Below are 16,779 nucleotides of genomic sequence, written 5' to 3'. Positions count from 1 at the left end.
GTAGGAAACGTGAGCCTGACCCTGTTGCCCGCTGTGGACGTCGCCGACGGCCAGGCCGTCCGGCTCGTGCAGGGCGCCGCCGGCAGCGAGACCGCCTACGGCGACCCGCTCGACGCGGCGCTGGCCTGGCAGAACGACGGGGCGGAGTGGATCCACCTGGTCGATCTGGACGCGGCCTTCGGCCGGGGCTCCAACGCCGCCCTGCTGGCCGAGGTGGTCGGCAAGCTGGACGTGCGGGTGGAGTTGTCCGGTGGCATCCGCGACGACGCGTCGCTGCGCGCGGCGCTCGGCACCGGGGCGGCCCGGGTGAACATCGGCACCGCCGCGCTGGAGGACCCGCAGTGGTGTGACCGGATCTGCGCCGAGTACGGCGACCGGGTGGCGATCGGCCTGGACGTGCGGGGTCGTACCCTCTCGGCGCGGGGCTGGACCCGCGACGGCGGTGACCTGTGGGAGGTGCTGGCCCGGCTGGACGCGGCCGGTGCGTCCCGGTATGTGGTGACCGACATCACCAAGGACGGCACGATGCGCGGGCCGAACCTGGACCTGCTGCGTGAGGTCTGCGCCCGTACCGACGCCCCGGTGATCGCCTCGGGTGGCGTGTCGACCCTGGACGACCTGCGGGCCCTGGCGACCCTGGAGCCGGCGGGTGTGGAGGGCGTGATCGCCGGCAAGGCGCTCTACGCCGGTGCGTTCACGGTGGCCGAGGCGCTTGCCACGTTGCGGGCGGCCGGATGACCGACGTGGCCGGGCCGGACGACGCGACCGTCACCCGGCTCGGCTCGGGCGGCCCGTGGGAGACGGTGTACGGCTACTCCCGGGTGGTCCGGGCCGGTCGGTCGGCCTGGACGGCCGGCTGCACGTCGACCGTCGACGGGGTGGTGACGCACGTCGGCGATGCCGCCGCGCAGACCGCCCAGGCGCTGCGGATCGCCCTGGCCGCCCTGGCCGAGGTGGGTGCGGGGGCCGCCGACGTGGTGCGGACCCGGCTGTACGTGACCGACCGGCTCTTCCTCGACGAGGTCGGCCGGGCCCACAATGCCGTTTTCGGCCCGGTCCGGCCGGCTGCGACGCTTGTCGTCGTCGCCGGGCTGGTCGATCCGGACCATCTGGTGGAGGTCGAGCTGGAGGCCTACCTTCCGCCGTCCTGACCCGGGTGTCCTCCTGATCCGGGAGTCCAGCCGGGCGTCCTGGCCCGGGGCGTCCTGGTCCGGCGGCCTGGCCCGGGGCGTCCTGTTCAGGCGGCTGGGGGAGACCCGGGTCACTTCCGACCAGATAAGTTGTGCACAATTGAATTGCGAGCTACGTTTTCCGGGTGAGTGACCATCTGGTGTTGCGTGATCAGGTCTGCTTCGCGCTCTATGCGGCCTCCCGCGCGCTCACCGACGTCTACCGGCCCATCCTCGACGAGTTCGGGCTCACCTACCCGCAGTACCTGGTGTTGCTGGTGCTGTGGGAGCGCGGCGACGATCCACCCACGGTCTCCGAGCTGGGGACCGCGCTGCGGCTCGACTCCGGCACCCTCTCCCCGCTGCTCAAACGGCTGGCGGCGGCGGGTCTGGTGGTCCGCACCCGCTCCGCGCTCGACGAGCGACGGGTGGAGGTGGGGCTGACCGCCGACGGCGTGGCCCTGCGCCAACGGATGACCGACGTGCCGTTGCGGGTGGCCTGTTCCACCGGGCTCGACGAGGCCGAGCTGGTCGCGTTGCGCGACACCCTCACCCGGGTCACCGAGACGATCCACCGACAGAAGGAGCAGTGATTTCCATGCAGGTGCTCTACACCGCGTCCGCGACCGCCACCGGCGACGGCCGGGACGGCCACGTCCGGACCTCCGACTCCACCCTCGACCTGGACCTGGCGATTCCGAAGGAGATGGGCGGCGCAGGTGGCGCGGCCAACCCCGAGCAGCTCTTCGCCGCCGGCTACGCGGCCTGCTTCCACTCCGCGCTGCGCGTGGTGGCCCGCCGGGCCAAGGCCGACGTGACCGGCTCGGTCGTCGAGGCCGAGGTCAGCATCGGAGCGAACGGCAGCGGCGGCTTCGGTCTTGCCGTCACCCTGGTGGTGGACCTGCCGGCCGTCGAGCGCGCCGCCGCCCAGCAGCTGGTCGAGGCCGCCCACCAGGTCTGCCCCTACTCGAACGCCACCCGGGGCAACATCGAGGTGGCGCTCACCGTGCGCGAGGCCGCTGCGGCCTGAGCGCTGCAGCAGACCACCACCATCGCGTACGAGAGGACGACACCGGATGACCAGCAACCGTGAGATCCACCTGGCCTCCCGCCCCCAGGGGTGGCCGACGGCCGACAACTTCCGCCTCGTCGAGACCGAGGTGCCCACCCCGGGCCCGGGGCAGATCGTGGTCCGTAACCAGTTCATGTCGGTCGACCCGTACATGCGTGGCCGGATGAACGACGTCAAGTCCTACGTGCCGCCGTTCGCCCTGGATGCGCCCCTCGACGGTGGGGCGGTCGGCGAGGTGGTGGCCGGCGGGGCCGACGGGATCAGCGTCGGCGACACCGTGCTGCACGGGCTGGGCTGGCGGGAGTACGCGCTGCTAGACGGCCGGTCCGCCCGCCGCGTCGATCCGGACGTCGGCCCGGTCAGCGCCTACCTGAGCGTGCTCGGGATGACCGGGCTGACCGCGTACGCCGGGCTGCTGGACGTGGCGGCGATGCGGCCGGGGGAGACCGTGTTCGTCTCCGGCGCGGCCGGCGCGGTGGGCAGCATGGTCGGCCAGATCGCCAAGCTGCGGGGCGCCGGCCGGGTGGTCGGCAGCGCCGGCTCGCCGGCCAAGGTGGCCCGGTTGACGGAGCTCGGCTTCGACGCCGCCTTCGACTACCACGACGGTCCGGTCCGCGACGCGCTGAAGGCCGCCGCTCCGGACGGGGTCGACGTCTACTTCGACAACGTCGGCGGCGAGCACCTGGAGGCCGCCATCGGGGCGATGAACCTGCACGGTCGGGCCGCGATCTGCGGCATGATCGCGCAGTACAACTCGGCCGAGCCGCCAGCCGCGCCCCGCAACCTGGCGCTGGTCATCGGCAAGCGGCTCACCCTGCGCGGCTTCCTGGTCGGCGACCACGGCGACCTGCGCGAGCAGTTCGTCACCGAGGTCGCCGGCTGGCTGCGCGAGGGCCGCCTCTCCTACGACGAGACGATCGTCGACGGCCTCGACAACGCCCCCGAAGCGTTCCTCGGCCTCCTCCGCGGCGAAAACCTCGGCAAAATGCTCGTCCGCCTCTAACCCTCCCTCCCCCTTCCCCTCCTCCCCTCCCCGCCCCCGCCCGCCTCCCCCACCGCCCCGGCATCGGTGATCAAGAGGTTTGCGTCACCTTTGGAGATCGAACTGACGTAAACCTCTTGATCACCGGGGAGGTGGCGGGGTTGGTGGGGTTGGGTGGGCGGGGCAGGGGGGTGGGGCGGGGGCGTTGGATAGGCTCGGCGCATGACGGTGGCGGTACGGGTGATTCCGTGTCTGGACGTGGACGCCGGTCGGGTGGTCAAGGGGGTCAACTTCCTCGACCTGCGCGACGCCGGTGACCCGGTGGAGCTGGCGGCGGCGTACGACCGGGCCGGTGCGGACGAGTTGACCTTCCTGGACGTCACCGCGTCCTCGAGCGACCGGGGCACCATGCTCGACGTGGTGCGCCGGACCGCCGAGTCGGTCTTCATCCCGCTCACCGTCGGCGGTGGGGTACGCCAGGTCGCCGACGTGGACACCCTGCTGCGCGCCGGGGCCGACAAGGTCGGGGTGAACACCGCCGCCATCGCCCGCCCCGAGCTGATCGCCGAGATCGCCGATCGCTTCGGCCGGCAGGTGCTGGTGCTCTCGTTGGACGTCCGGCGGGCACCAGCTGGCACCACCCCCAGCGGTTTCGAGGTGACCACCCACGGTGGCCGCCGCGGCACCGGGCTCGACGCGGTCGAGTGGGCGGCGCGCGGGGCCGAGCTGGGCGCGGGGGAGATCCTGCTCAACTCGATGGACGCCGACGGCACCAAGGCCGGCTTCGACCTCACCCTGATCGAGGCGGTCCGCGCGGTGGTCGACGTGCCGGTGATCGCCAGCGGCGGCGCCGGCCGGGTGGCGCACTTCCCGCCCGCGATCGGCGCGGGGGCCGACGCGGTGCTCGCCGCCAGCGTCTTCCACTTCGGCGAGCTGACCGTCGGCGAGGTCAAGGACGCCCTGCGCACCGCCGGGCACCCCGTCCGCTGAACGCAGCGCCGCCGGCCACCCTGTCCGCCGGGCACCCCGTCCGCTGAACGCAGCGCCGGGCACTTTGTCCGCTGAGCGCACCGTCGCCGGGCACCCCGTGCGCTGAGCGCACCGTCGCCGGGTCGCCCCACGCACCGGTTGGCGCACTGCTCCTGCGGGTCGGGTGGCTCAGCGGCCGGTCTGGCCCTCCGGGGAGCGGCGGGGGGCCGGGATCGAGCGGACCACGTACTCCTGCACGGCGGCGGCGTGGTCCTCCTCGGGCAGGTGCCACTGCGCGCTGCCCGGGGCGTGTCGCCGGGTGAGCACCCCCTGCATGCTGTCGACGGTGCCGCCCACTCCGGCCCGGGGTCGGGTACGCCAGAGTTGCTCGCCGTCGGGGGTGATCCGGAACCAGCCGTCGGAGACGGTGACCAGCCCCGCGCCGACCAGCCGCTGGACCGCTGTCTCCACGTCGTGCCGTTCGGGTATCGCCTGGTTGAGGTGGTCGGCGGTGGACAGCACGTCAGTGAGCCGGACCCCTTCCGGGCGGCGCGAATCCGCCGCGCGGCGGTGCCGTCCGGCGCCGCTGGCGATCACCAGTGACACGAAGATCCAGGCGTCCGTCCAGCGCCACGCATTCTCCCCCATGCACGAATGATGCCTGTAGGTGTCCGCTGAGGAAACACCTACTTCCCCCCTGTTCTGTCAGCGCAGCTCAGCGTGGTCACCCCCGGACCCTCGGCAGGCGGTTTCGCCGGGAACCGTTGTCCGGGGCCGGAAACCGGTGCCTCCGGGTGGACTCCCGGGGACGCCGGAACGGCGGACACCGGTGACCCGGTGGCCGGTGACCCGGTGGCCGGTGACCCGGTGGCCGGTGACCCGGTGGCCGGTGACCCGGTGGCCGGTGACCCGGGGGCCAGGCTCGGGGGCGGCGGGGAAGCCGACACGGGTGGCCCGAGAGCCGGCTCCGGATGAGCCCGTCGGCCGGGCACCGCAGGCGGCGGCCCGGAGACCTGCCGTCCGGAGACCTGCCGTCCGGAGAGCTGCGGTCCGGGGATCTGCGGCCTGGGGATCTGCGGCCCGGGGTCCGGTTCCGGGTGGACCGGTTCGGCGGGGACGGCGAAGCGGGGGATGAAGAACTGGGCCAACGGGCCGATGCCCAGCGCGTACGCGACGGTGCCGACGCCGACGGTGCCGCCGAGCAGCCAGCCCAGGGCCAGCACGGTGATCTCGATGACGGTGCGGACCAGCCGGACGGAGCGGCCCGGCCGGCGGGCGACGTACCCGGTCATCAGGCCGTCGCGGGGGCCGGGGCCGAGCCGCGCGCCGAGGTAGAGGCCGGTGGCGGCGCCGTTGGCGACGATGCCGCCGAGCAGCAGGCCGATCCGGGCGGGCAGCGGCCACCCGGCCGGCAGCAGGGCCACCGTGGCGTCCACCACCAGTCCGATCACCAGTACGTTGCTGATCGTGCCGAGGCCCGGCCGTTGCCGCAGCGGGATCCAGAGCAGCAGCACCACCGCGCCGACGGCGATGGTCACGGTGCCGAACGACAGGCCGGTCTGCCGGGCCAGCCCCTGGTGGAAGACGTCCCACGGGTCCAGCCCGAGCCCGGAGCGGATCATCATGGCCATGCTGACCCCGTAGAGGACCAGCCCGGCATAGAGCTGGGTGAGCCGCCGGGCGGGGCGGTGCCGGAGATTGCCAATCAGAGCCATGCATGCCACTCTAGAGTCCAATATCACCCACAGAAGAGCCAATTCCGAAGGGGTGGCCGTGACCAGCCAGGTGCGAGGGGTCCAATTGGCCCGGTTGCTCGGACAGTGGCACGCGCTGCCGGGCCGTCGCCGCAGCCCCGACTACGCCGCGCTCGCCGCCGCCGTCCGGGGCCTGCTCGCCGACGGCCGGCTCCCCCTGGGGGTACGCCTGCCGGCCGAGCGGGAGCTGGCCGAGGCGCTGCGGATCAGCCGTACCACGGTCACCGCCGCGTACCGGCAGTTGCGGGAGACCGGCCACCTGGCCAGCCGGCGCGGCGCGGGGAGCTGGACCATGCTGCCCGGCACCCACCGGGTCGCCAGCACCGGCCTGTGGACCCCGCTGGACGACCGCGACATGATCGATCTCGGGGTGGCCGCGTTGGCCGCCCCACCCGAGCTGGTGCCGGCCGCCCGAGCCGCCCTGGAGGACCTGCCGCGTTACCTGTCCGGCGCGGGCTACCACCCGACCGGCATCATCGAGCTGCGCGAGGCGGTCGCCCGGGCGTACACCGAGCGGGGGTTGCCGACCAGCGCCGAGCAGATCATGGTGACCAGCGGCACCCAGCACGCGCTGGACCTGGTGCTGCGGCTGGCCCTCGCGCCCGGCGGGAACGTGCTGGTCGAATCGCCCACCTACCCGAACGCGCTCGCCGCGTTGGCGGCCCGGCGGGCCCGGATCAGCACCCACGGCCTCGCCGTCGACGCCGGCTGGGACGCCGACCTGCTGCTGGGCAGCGTCCGGCAGACCCGGCCCAAACTGGCCTACCTGATCCCCGAGTTCCAGAACCCCACCGGCCACCTGATGCCCGCCGAGCTGCGGGAGCGGCTGGTCGCCACCGCCCACGCCGCCGGCACCGACCTGGTCGTCGACGAGTCCTTCGTGGACCTGCCGTTGGGTGGCACACCGCTGCCCCCGCCGGTCGCCGTCTTCGACCGGCACTCCCGGGTGATCTCCATCGGGGGGATGAGCAAGCCCTACTGGGGCGGTCTGCGGATCGGCTGGGTACGCGCCTCCGCGCCGCAGGTGCAGCGGCTGGCCGCCGCCCGGGTCGGGGTGGACATGGCCAGCCCGGTGCTCGACCAGTTGGTGGCGGTGCACCTGCTCGCCCAGGCACCGGCGATCGTCGCGGCCCGCCGTGCGCAGCTCGTCACCCAGCGGGACGCCCTGCTCGACGTGCTCGCCGAGCGGCTGCCGGACTGGCGGGTCGGGGTGCCCCGGGGGGGCGTCACGCTCTGGGTGGAGCTGGACGGCCCGATCTCCAGCGCCCTGGCCCGGGCAGCCGAGGAGGTCGGCGTACGGCTGGCCCCCGGTCCCCGGTTCGGCCTGGACGGCACCCTGGAGCGCTTCCTGCGACTGCCCTTCACCCTGCCCGCCGCCGACCTGGTGGAGGCGGTCGGGCGGCTGGCCGCGATCCGCTACGACCTCGACCGGGGTGCCGGCCGGGCGCGCTGGCGGGAACCGGCAGTGATCGCCTGACGGCCCGCCCCGGGGACCGACGGTGGTCCCGGTCGGGACGAACCGGCCTGATCGGCGGGCGTCGGCTGGGAGACTGCCGGAGTGGGCAGCCCGCAGTGGTCGCGCGGGGTCCGGCTCGGTGCGCCCGGCTCCCGGACCACCCGGCTGGAACTCTTCTACGACCTGGTCTTCGTCTTCGCCTTCTTCAACGTCACCGCGCTGACCTCCCAGCAGCCCACCGGCACCAACCTGCTGCGCTGCCTGCTGGTGCTGGGGCTGCTCTGGTGGTGCTGGACCGGGTTCGCGGGCGTCGGCAACGCGGTCCGCGCCGACCAGGGGCTGCTGCCGGTGGTCGGCTTCGTCACCGTCACCGCCACCTTCCTGCTGGCGCTGAGCATGCCGGGGGCGTTCCTCGACGAGCCCGGCGGCCTGAACGGCCCGCTGGTCTTCGCCGGCTGTTACTTTCTGGTCCGGGCCAGCCAGTTGTCCGTCTTCGGGGTGGTGGCCCGGGGCGACCCGGCCCGGTGGCGGCAGTGGCGGCGGCTCGCGGTGCTGCCGGTGGTCGCCGCCGCCCTGCTGGTCGCCTCCGCGCTGCTGCCGCGCCGGATCTCCGGGGACGGGGCCGCCACCGCCCTGCAACTCACCCTGTGGACGGCCGCGCTGCTGCTGGAGTACGCGGCCGGGGTGCGGCTGGGCGGGACGTACTGGGTGGTGGTCTCCGCCGGGCACTGGGCGGAACGGCACGCCCTGATGGTGCTGATCGCGCTCGGCGAGTCGATCATCGCGCTGGGGGTCGGCCCGAAGTTCGTCACCGGCCTGCCGCTGACCTGGCCGGTGGTGATCGCCGCGGTGCTCGGCATCGCCGTGGCGTCGGTGCTCTGGTGGGCCTACTTCGACACCCTGGCGCTCGCCCTGGAACAGGCCCTGCACCGCAGCCGGGACCCGGCACACCGGGCCCGGTTGGCCCGGGACGCCTACACCTACCTGCACCTGCCGATCGTCGCCGGGGTCATCTTCTTCGCCCTCGGGCTCAAGGACCTGCTGACCGAGGTGGCCGACCCGGACAACCCGGACTGGGGGGTGCCGCTGGGTGGTTACTGGGTGCTGGTGCTCTACGGCGGGGTGAGTCTCTACCTGCTCAGCCTCGTCGCCTGCGGGCTGCGGGCGCTGCGGGTGCTGCGCTGGCCGCCGGTGCTGGCGGTGCTGGCACTGGCCGCGCTCGCCCCGGTGGGGGCCCGGGTGTCCGAGGTGGGCGCGTTGGCCCTGCTGGCGCTGGTCTGCGTCGCCCTGGTGGTGGTGGAGACCCGGGGGCAGGGCCGGCGTCGGCACCGCGTACGCCAGCTGGCCCTGGCGGAACAGGAAGCCGCCGAGGCCGAGCAGAGCCGGTGGCGTCGCGAGCACCTGTGACCGGTCGACGGCCGTGTCCCGGGACGGGGGGACACGGACGTCGACCGGTCCGGACCGCTCAGATCTCGGCCAGGCTGCCCGCGTACATCCGGTCGATCTCGGCGGCGAAGTTGCTCTCCACCCCGCGTCGCTTGATCTTCAACGACGGGGTCATCTCGCCGTCCTCGATGGTCAGGTCGCGGGGCAGGACGGTCACCTTCTTGATCGTCTCCCAGCGGTTGAGCTTGGTGTTGAGCTGGGCGACGTGCTCCTCGACCATGGCCCGGGCCTCGGGCGAGGCGACGATCTCGGCGTAGTCGCGCCCGTCGAGCGGGCCGCCCGCCGCCCAACCCCGGATCGCATCCGGATCCAGGCTGACCAGCATGGTGCAGTAGTTGCGGGCCTGACCGATCACGATCGCCTGCGAGGTGTACGGGCAGATCGCCTTGAACATGCCCTCGATGTGCGACGGCGCGACGTACTTGCCGCCGGAGGTCTTGACCAGGTCCTTCTTGCGGTCGGTGATGCGCAGGTAACCGTCGTCGTCGAGGCTGCCGATGTCGCCGGTACGGAAGAAGCCGTCCTCGGTGAACGCGACGGCCGTCTCCTCGGGCAGGTTGTGGTAGCCGCGCATCACCGGCCGGCCCCGGACCAGGATCTCCCCGTCGGTGTCGATCCGGCACTCCAGGTCGCCCATCGCCCGGCCGACCGTGCCGATCCGCAACCCGTCGGGAGGGTTGACGAAGTTGCCGGCGCTGGTCTCGGTCAGGCCGTACCCCTCGGAGATGGGCAGGTTCGCCGCGGCGAAGAAGGTGGCGATCTCCGCGCTCAGCGGGGCCGCCCCGGAGACGAGCACCCGGATCCGGCCGCCGAGCCGGGCCTGGAGCTTACTGAACACCAGCTTCTCGGCCACCGCGTACCTGAGCTTCAGGCCACCCGGCACCGGCCGGCCGGCCTGCTCCAGGGCGATCTTCTCCTTGCCGACCGCGACGGCCCAGGCAAAGATCTTCGCCTTCGCGCCGCCGGCGTCCTGCGCGGTGGTGACCGCCTTGTTGTAGACCTTCTCGTAGACCCGGGGCGCCCCGCACATCAGCGTCGGCCGGATCACCGACAGCAACTCGACCAGCTTGTCCACCCGCCCGTCGACGTAGGTCGGCAGTCCGACGTGTGTCGAGCCGCAGAGCAGCGTCTTGCCGAACGAGTGCGACAGCGGCAGCCAGAGGTACTGCACGTCGTCGTCGCGCAGCAGACCCGTCTCGGCCTGCACCACCCCCTCCCAGCACCAGCCGCCGTGCAGCAGCTCGACGCCCTTGGGCCGGCCGGTGGTGCCCGAGGTGTAGATCAGCGTCGCCAGGTGATCGGGGCCGACCGGGGCGATCAGCCGGTCGACCAGGCCCGGGTCGGCGGCGAGCGCCTGCGCGCCCTGCTCCTCCAGCTCGGCCAGGGTCAACTGGGGCACGGCGGCGGCCGGGTCGGGGGTGCCGTCGAAGAGCACCACGTGGGTCAGCGCGGGCAGTTGCGTGCCCGCGACCTTCGCCGCCTGGGCCGGGTTCTCCGCGAACAGCACCCGGGAACCGGAGTCGGCGATGATGTACGCCGCGTCCTGCGGCTCGGTGGTGGGGTAGACGGTGGTGGTCGCCCCGCCCGCGCACATGATGCCGAAATCGGCGATGATCCACTCCAGTCGGGTGTTCGCCAGGATCGCCACCGGATCCTCCAGCCCGACCCCGAGCCCGTGCAGGCCCGCAGCGACCGCGTCGGCCCGCCGGCCCACCTGGGCCCAGGTCAACCAGACCGGGCCGGAGTCGTCGGGTGCCGGATGGGCGAAGGCGTGCTGGTCGGGGGTCGCGGCCACCCGCTTACGGAACATGTCGGGAATGGAGCGGTACGGGATATCGAGAGCCATCGTGGAAGCCGCCTTCAGGGGTGGGTGACGTGACGGGGGTCACGTCGCGCTGCGGTTACCGAAGGGTATTGCCTGCGCCGGGGCATCGGCTAGCCCCCGTACCTGTGAGGCGGCTGAATCCCCGCGGAGCTGGCCGGTGGCCGCTGCCCGCAGGCCCCGCGGGTGCGGCGGCGGGTCAGGCGTACCGGTCGGCCCGTGCCGACCAGTCGTAGGTGGCGCGCAGCCACGAGCGGCGGGCCGCCAGGTAGGGCGTCAACGCCGGTCCGCCGTGCGCGACCAACGCCGCCTCGCGGACCAGGTAGCCGGCCAGCCCGTCGTTGAACCACCCGGCGGCCAGGCGGAAGGCGTCCGCCTCACCCCGCCCGGTCTGCGCGGCGAGGACGGTCACCAGGTTGTGCGGGTCGGCCACCGGACCCTGCTCCTTGCGGTAGGAGAACAGGTCGTTGCACCAGCAGACCAGGTCGACGGCGAGGTCGTCCAACGCGACCAACGCCGGATCGACCCGCCTCCGGGCACCGGGCGGTCGACCGTACGCCAGATCGGTGAGGGCCAGGCTGGGGCGTACGGCACCGGTGTGCCGGCGCATCTGGCGGTACTCCGCCACCCCCGGCACCCGCCGGTGCTCCCGGTTCGCCGCCTCCCACAGCAGCGCGAGCAGGCACGCCCGCAACTGGCCGACCAGCCGCAGCAGCAGCGCGGGGCGGCGCTGGTCGCGAACCCGGCGGCACAGGTCGGCCAGGGCGGCACCGAGCGCCCCACCCGGAGCGCCCCGGCCGGTCGGTGCGTCCTGGCCGGTCGGTGTGCCCTGGCCGGTGGGTGCGTCCCGGCCGGTGGGTGCGTACCGGCTGGTCGGTGTGCCCCGGCTGGTCGGGGCCCCGTGCCGGTCGAGGACGTCCAGCAGTGCGGCGACGGTCGGCGCGAGGGTGGCCGGCGTGCTGCCCAGCCCGTCGTCGTCGCAGACGTCGTCCATCACGAACAGCCAGGAGAACAGGTCGGTGAGCAGCCGCAGGTGCGCCACCGACGCCTGCGGGCAGGCGCGGCCGGCCAGCTCGGCGGCCCCGGCCCGGTGCAGCCGGCCCGCCGAACGACCCGCCCCGACCAGGCCCTGCCGGTGGGCCCACTCCAGGCTCGCCGCCGCCACCGCGTCGGTGGCGGCGTGCCGTCGGCTGACGAAGGGTGGTTCGAGCAGCGCCGAGACGTCGAAGCTTCGCATGGTTTCCCCAGTCGGCCACCCCACCGGTGGCGTTGCCGGAGAGTACGCCTGGGGAATCGACACAGATCATTGCCGGTGACGGTCGGGCGGTCGAATCGACCGCCCCGACAGACGGTGACGGGAACGGCACAACGGGTGACCTGCTGGCGCGCGGGTGCTCGCCGACCGCGCGGTCCGGTGCCCGGACGGCACGCGGGTGCGGGCCGGGGCGCCTACATCCCCAGCTGGGCGGTACGCAGCCGCTCGGTCAACGCGGGCGGGCCGTCGAGCTGGACCCGGGCCACCCGTTGCCGGCCCGAGAGGAACAGCACCAGCTCACCGGGGGAGCCGACCAGGCGTACCCGGTCACCACCCCGGCCGGTGGCCACCTCGCCGTGCCCGGGCGCCTGCACCAGCAGACTGGCCGGGAACCGGCGGGCCCGGGTCCGGGCGAGCAGAGCGACCGGCTTCCACAACCGGGCGGCCAGCCCCGCCGGGAGGTCCCGGGGGTGCCACCCCGACCGGGCCCGCCGGACGTCCTCGTGGTGGATGAAGAACTCCATCGTGTTGGCCAACTCGTCGGTGAGCGGGTTGCTGACCGGGCTCCACACCGGCGGCCGGCGCACCTGGTCGACCAGCTCCGGCCAGGGCCGGGCGGCCGTGCGCAGCCGCACCCGCTCGGCGTACCCGTGCAGAGGTGGCAGCAGGATGCCACCGGCGGCGTCGGGGCGGCGCTCCCGCACCACCAGGTGGGCGGCGAGGTCCCGGGCGGTCCACCCCTCGTTGATCGTCGGGGCGTCCGGGCCCACTTCCAGCATCAGGTTGGCGAGCGCCTCGCGCTCCGCTCGGGCGTACCGCGGCATGCAGCGATCGTAGGACGGTCGGCCGCAGTCGGCGCGGCGAGCGACCCTTCCCACCTGCCCCGCGCGGTCCGGCAGCGCCGTGCGGCGGGCCGGCGGCCCCGGGTGCGGTGTGGTGGCGCGGTCCGCGACGTGATGGTGGACATACCGCGCCGGGCGGCGTAGGTGGCGGCGAGCGGTAAGGATAAGGGAGATAATTGCGGCTTACGGCGGGGGAGAGCGTGGCGAGCGGGACGAGTCGGGACGTGATCCACCGGGGGTTGTGGGTCCTCGGCCGGGCGATCCGGGAACAACCGCGGATCTTCGCGGTGGCGGTCGCCGGTAGCGTGCTCTTCGGCGGGCTGGTGATCGTCAGCGCGTACGTGGTCGGCGCGGTCGTCGGCGACGTGGTGATGCCGGCGATCGAGTCCGGTGAGGTCGGCACGAGCACGCTGGCCCTGGCCGCCGTGGCGTTGTTCGGGATCAGCGTGCTGCGGGTGGTGGGCATCTTCGGCCGTCGGCTCGGCGCCGGTTACATGCAGTTCCGCCTCCAGGCCGCCTACCGCCGCCGGGTGACGCGCCGTTACCTGGAGCTGCCGCTGTCCTGGCACCACCGCAACTCCACCGGCACGTTGCTGTCCAACGCCAACTCCGACGTCGAGGCCGCCTGGTATCCGATCGCGCCGCTGCCGTTCGCGGTGGGCACGCTGGTGATGCTGGTCGGCGCGGTCGGCTCACTCTTCGTCACCGACTGGGCGCTCGCCCTGGTCGGGCTGGCCGTGTTCCCCGCCCTGTTCGCGCTCAACGTGGTCTACTCCCGCCGGATGGCCCCCCGCCAGGCCCGGGCGCAACGACTGCGGGCCGAGGTCAGCGGGATCGCCCACGAGAGCTTCGACGGCGCGCTGGTGGTCAAGACCATGGGCCGGGAGGCCCAGGAGACCGCCCGGTTCGCCGGCCGTGCCCACGAGCTACGCGACTCGCTGATCTCCGTCGGCCGGCTGCGGGGGGTCTTCGACCCGCTGCTGGAGACGCTGCCCAGCCTCGGCACCCTGGCCGTGCTCGTGGTGGGCACGATCCGGCTGCGGCAGGGCGCGATCACCGTCACCGAGCTGGTCAGCGTCGCCTTCCTCTTCACCGTGCTGGCCTTCCCGGTGCGGGCCATCGGCTGGGTGCTGGCCGAACTGCCCCGTAGCGTGGCCGGTTGGGACCGGGTCAGCCGGGTGCTCGACGCCACCGGCGAGATGCCCTACGGGGACGACACCCTCGACGACGGCGGGACGCCCGCCACCCTCGCCTTCGACGGCGTCCACTTCGGGTACGAACCCGCCGAGGCGCACCTGCCCGGGACGCAGGTGCTCGGTGCGGTCGCCTTCACCGTGCCCGCCGGACGGACGGTGGCGCTGGTCGGCCCGACCGGCTCCGGCAAGTCCACCATCGCCTCGCTGGCGGTCCGGCTGGTCGACCCGGACACCGGCACGGTCACCCTGGACGGGGTGGACGTACGCCGGCTCACCGCCGCCTCACTCGCCTCGACCGCCGCCCTGGTCGCCCAGGTGCCGTTCGTCTTCGACGACACCGTCCGGGCCAACATCAGCCTGGACCGGCCGGGCATCGACGACGAGGACGTCTGGGCGGCGCTGCGGCTGGCCGAGGCGGACGGTTTCGTCGCGGCCCTCCCCGACGGGCTCGACACCATGGTCGGTGAGCGGGGCACCTCGCTCTCCGGCGGTCAGCGGCAACGGCTCACCCTGGCCCGGGCGTTGGCCGGCCGGCCCCGGCTGCTGGTGCTGGACGACGCCACCAGCGCGGTCGACCCCCGGGTCGAGGCCGCCATCCTGGCCGGGCTGCGCGCCCCGGCACCCGGGCAGCAGGCCGCCGCGTCGATCCTGGTGGTGGCGTACCGGCGGGCCACCATCGCGCTCGCCGACGAGGTGATCTATCTGGAGCAGGGCCGGGTGCTGGCCCGGGGCACCCACACCGCGCTGCTGGCCAGCGTGCCCGGCTACGTCGACCTGGTCACCGCCTACGAGCAGGCCGAGCAGGAACGCGAACAGAACCGGACGTACGACGAGGTCGCCCCGCTGCCGTCGGGCCTGGAAATCGAGGTGGACCGGTGAGCGCGAGGAGTGCAGCGCAGCGGAGCCCCGCAGTCGCGAACGAAGGGTTGGTTCGGTGAGCGCGAGGAGTGCAGCGCAGCGGAGCCCCGCAGTCGCGAACGAAGGGTCGACGCCGGTGAGCGCGAATGTGGGTGGCGGGGACGAGCGGGTCGAGGGGACCTGGCAGACGTTGCGCCGAGGGCTGGCGCTCTCGCCCGAGCTGCGTACCGGACTGGCCGGCACGATCGCCCTGGCGTTGGTCTACATGGTCGGCCGGGTGGCGGTCCCGGTCGCCGTGCAACGCGGCATCGACCAGGGGATCGCCGTACCCGGTGGTCCGGACCTCGGGGTGATCGTCACGGTGGTCACCGCCACCACGGCGGTGCTGGTGGTCACCACCGCCTGCGGGTACCTGATGATGCGGCGGCTGTTCACGGTCAGCGAGACCGCGCTGGCCAACGTCCGGACCAGGGCGTTCCGGCACGTGCACGACCTGTCGATGCTGCACCAGCAGTCCGAGCGGCGCGGTTCGCTGGTCTCCCGGGTGACCAGCGACGTCGACCAGATCACCCATTTCCTCCAGTGGGGCGGGGTGATCCTCCTGGTCAACCTGGGCCAGCTCGCGGTCACCACGGCGGTGATGCTCGCGTACTCCTGGCAGTTGACGCTGGTGGTGCTCGTCGCGTTCACCCCGGCGGTGCTGATGATCCGGCTGCTGCAGCGCCGGTTGGCCGGGGCGTACGGGGTGGTCCGGCAGCGGATGGGCACCCTGCTCGGCACGATCGCCGAGAGCGTGGTGGGTGCGCCGGTGATCCGGGCGTACGGGGTGTCCGGGCGGACGGCCCGCCGGCTGGACGAGGCGATCGACGGGCAGCGGGTGGCCCAGCAGCGGGCGATCCGGATCAGCATCATGGGCAGCTCGGTGGGGGAGTTGGCGGCCGGGGTGGCACTGGCCGGGGTGGTGGTGGTCGGGGTGTCGCTCGGGGTGGACCGGACGCTGTCCGTCGGCCAGCTCACCGCCTTCCTGTTCCTGGTCACCCTCTTCATCCAGCCGGTGCAGATCGCCACCGAGGTGCTCAACGAGGCGCAGAACGCCATTGCCGGCTGGCGGCGGGTGCTCGACGTGCTCGACATCGCGCCGGACGTGGCCGACCCGGGCGAGCAGGGCCGGGAGCTGCCGGCCGGGCCGTTGGACATCCGCTTCGCCGGGGTGACGTTCGCCTATCCGGGCGGGCCGCCGGTGCTGCACGGCGTCACCCTGGACATCGCGGCGAAGAGCCGGGTGGCGGTGGTCGGCGAGACCGGCAGCGGCAAGACCACCTTCGCCAAGCTGCTCACCCGGCTGATGGACCCGACGCAGGGGCGGGTGCTGCTGTCCGGGGTGCCGCTGGACGAGGTGCGGTTCGACTCGTTGCGGTCCCGGGTGGTGATGGTGCCGCAGGACGGGTTCCTGTTCGACGCCACGGTCGGGGAGAACGTCCGCTTCGCCCGCCCCGAGCTGACCGACGCGCAGCTCACCGCCGCGTTCACCGAGCTGGGGCTGGCCGACTGGTTGGACGGTCTGCCGGCGGGTCTGGCCACTGCGGTGGGGGAGCGGGGGGAGGCGTTGAGCGTCGGGGAGCGGCAGCTGGTGGCGCTGGCCCGGGCGTACGTGGCGGATCCGGATCTGCTGGTGCTGGACGAGGCGACGAGCGCCGTCGACCCGGCCACCGAGGTACGCCTGCAACGCACCCTGGACGCGGTGACCCGGGGTCGTACCACGCTGGCCATCGCGCATCGCCTCTCCACCGCGCAGGCCGCCGACGAGGTGGTGGTGGTGGACCGGGGTCGGATCGTGCAGCGCGGCCCGCACGAGGAACTGCTCCGTGACCCCGACTCGGTCTACGGCCTGCTCTACGCCTCCTGGTTGGAACAGACCCGCTGACCGGCCGGCACCAGACACCGCCCTGCCCACCTGC

Annotated in this window: 14 protein-coding genes and 1 pseudogene; 10 read left to right on the top strand and 5 right to left on the bottom strand. The window is 73.5% G+C overall.

The genetic code is table 11. From position 1 onward, the window contains the following. Positions 1–9: 9 nt before the first annotated feature. The 6 genes from priA (at position 10) to hisF (ending at position 4,213) form a co-directional block, all read left to right on the top strand. Entirely contained in the window at positions 10–738 is a 729-nt protein-coding gene (priA, locus tag AB0B63_RS02655) for a bifunctional 1-(5-phosphoribosyl)-5-((5-phosphoribosylamino)methylideneamino)imidazole-4-carboxamide isomerase/phosphoribosylanthranilate isomerase PriA (RefSeq protein WP_208569713.1), read from the top strand. Further along, the gene (locus AB0B63_RS02650) at positions 735–1,151 is read left to right on the top strand and encodes a Rid family hydrolase (RefSeq protein WP_208569712.1); all 417 of its coding nucleotides are present in this window, start codon (positions 735–737) and stop codon (positions 1,149–1,151) included. The genes priA and AB0B63_RS02650 overlap by 4 nt, the downstream gene beginning before the upstream one ends. Positions 1,152–1,315: 164 nt before the next feature. Beyond that, a complete protein-coding gene (locus tag AB0B63_RS02645; protein WP_208569711.1) occupies positions 1,316–1,762 on the top strand; it encodes a MarR family transcriptional regulator in 447 nt (148 codons plus the stop codon). Positions 1,763–1,767: 5 nt separating this feature from the next. After that, positions 1,768–2,199, top strand: coding sequence for an organic hydroperoxide resistance protein (locus tag AB0B63_RS02640; RefSeq protein ID WP_357014046.1), 432 nt, complete (start codon positions 1,768–1,770; stop codon positions 2,197–2,199). Positions 2,200–2,245: 46 nt separating this feature from the next. Then, complete coding sequence (locus AB0B63_RS02635) at positions 2,246–3,244, top strand: NADP-dependent oxidoreductase (protein WP_357014042.1); 999 nt, start codon at positions 2,246–2,248, stop codon at positions 3,242–3,244. Between the two features lie 201 nt (positions 3,245–3,445). Next, on the top strand, positions 3,446–4,213 hold the full coding sequence (gene hisF, locus AB0B63_RS02630; protein ID WP_208569708.1) for an imidazole glycerol phosphate synthase subunit HisF: 768 nt from the start codon (positions 3,446–3,448) through the stop codon (positions 4,211–4,213). Positions 4,214–4,381: 168 nt separating this feature from the next. On the opposite strand, the gene AB0B63_RS02625 is transcribed toward hisF, so the two are convergent. Both AB0B63_RS02625 and AB0B63_RS02620 read right to left on the bottom strand, forming a co-directional pair. Next, on the bottom strand, positions 4,382–4,840 hold the full coding sequence (locus AB0B63_RS02625) for a hypothetical protein (protein WP_208569707.1): 459 nt from the start codon (positions 4,838–4,840) through the stop codon (positions 4,382–4,384). A 440-nt stretch (positions 4,841–5,280) separates the two neighbouring features. After that, positions 5,281–5,907 (bottom strand): annotated as a pseudogene (locus AB0B63_RS02620) (hypothetical protein); the annotation flags it as partial. A 58-nt stretch (positions 5,908–5,965) separates the two neighbouring features. On the opposite strand from AB0B63_RS02620, the gene AB0B63_RS02615 reads away from it, so the two are divergent. Next, on the top strand, positions 5,966–7,423 hold the full coding sequence (locus tag AB0B63_RS02615) for a PLP-dependent aminotransferase family protein (protein ID WP_357014037.1): 1,458 nt from the start codon (positions 5,966–5,968) through the stop codon (positions 7,421–7,423). An 81-nt stretch (positions 7,424–7,504) separates the two neighbouring features. Further along, positions 7,505–8,809 carry a low temperature requirement protein A gene (locus tag AB0B63_RS02610; protein ID WP_357014034.1) on the top strand — a complete coding sequence of 435 codons (1,305 nt, stop codon included), beginning with the start codon at positions 7,505–7,507 and terminating at the stop codon, positions 8,807–8,809. A gap of 58 nt (positions 8,810–8,867) precedes the next feature. On the opposite strand, the gene AB0B63_RS02605 is transcribed toward AB0B63_RS02610, so the two are convergent. The 3 genes from AB0B63_RS02605 to AB0B63_RS02595 form a co-directional block, all read right to left on the bottom strand. After that, positions 8,868–10,694: a long-chain fatty acid--CoA ligase gene (locus tag AB0B63_RS02605; RefSeq protein ID WP_357014031.1), complete on the bottom strand. Its 1,827-nt coding sequence runs from the start codon at positions 10,692–10,694 to the stop codon at positions 8,868–8,870. A 175-nt stretch (positions 10,695–10,869) separates the two neighbouring features. Further along, positions 10,870–11,907, bottom strand: a complete 1,038-nt coding sequence (locus AB0B63_RS02600) for a terpene synthase (RefSeq protein ID WP_357014028.1) — start codon at positions 11,905–11,907, stop codon at positions 10,870–10,872. 212 nt (positions 11,908–12,119) lie between these two features. After that, positions 12,120–12,749, bottom strand: coding sequence for a TIGR03085 family metal-binding protein (locus tag AB0B63_RS02595; RefSeq protein ID WP_357014025.1), 630 nt, complete (start codon positions 12,747–12,749; stop codon positions 12,120–12,122). 218 nt (positions 12,750–12,967) lie between these two features. Here AB0B63_RS02595 and AB0B63_RS02590 point away from each other — a divergent pair, with 218 nt between their 5' ends. Beyond that, entirely contained in the window at positions 12,968–14,842 is a 1,875-nt protein-coding gene (locus AB0B63_RS02590) for an ABC transporter ATP-binding protein (RefSeq protein WP_357014022.1), read from the top strand. Positions 14,843–14,957: 115 nt separating this feature from the next. Then, the gene (locus AB0B63_RS02585) at positions 14,958–16,745 is read left to right on the top strand and encodes an ABC transporter ATP-binding protein (RefSeq protein ID WP_307799712.1); all 1,788 of its coding nucleotides are present in this window, start codon (positions 14,958–14,960) and stop codon (positions 16,743–16,745) included. The last annotated feature ends 34 nt before the right edge of the window (positions 16,746–16,779 follow it).

The organism is Micromonospora sp. NPDC049081, assembly GCF_040648835.1.
GTDB classification, from domain to species: domain Bacteria; phylum Actinomycetota; class Actinomycetes; order Mycobacteriales; family Micromonosporaceae; genus Micromonospora; species Micromonospora antibiotica.
The sequence above is the reverse complement of the archived record's forward strand: the minus strand, read 5'-3'. Positions and strand labels throughout refer to the sequence as shown.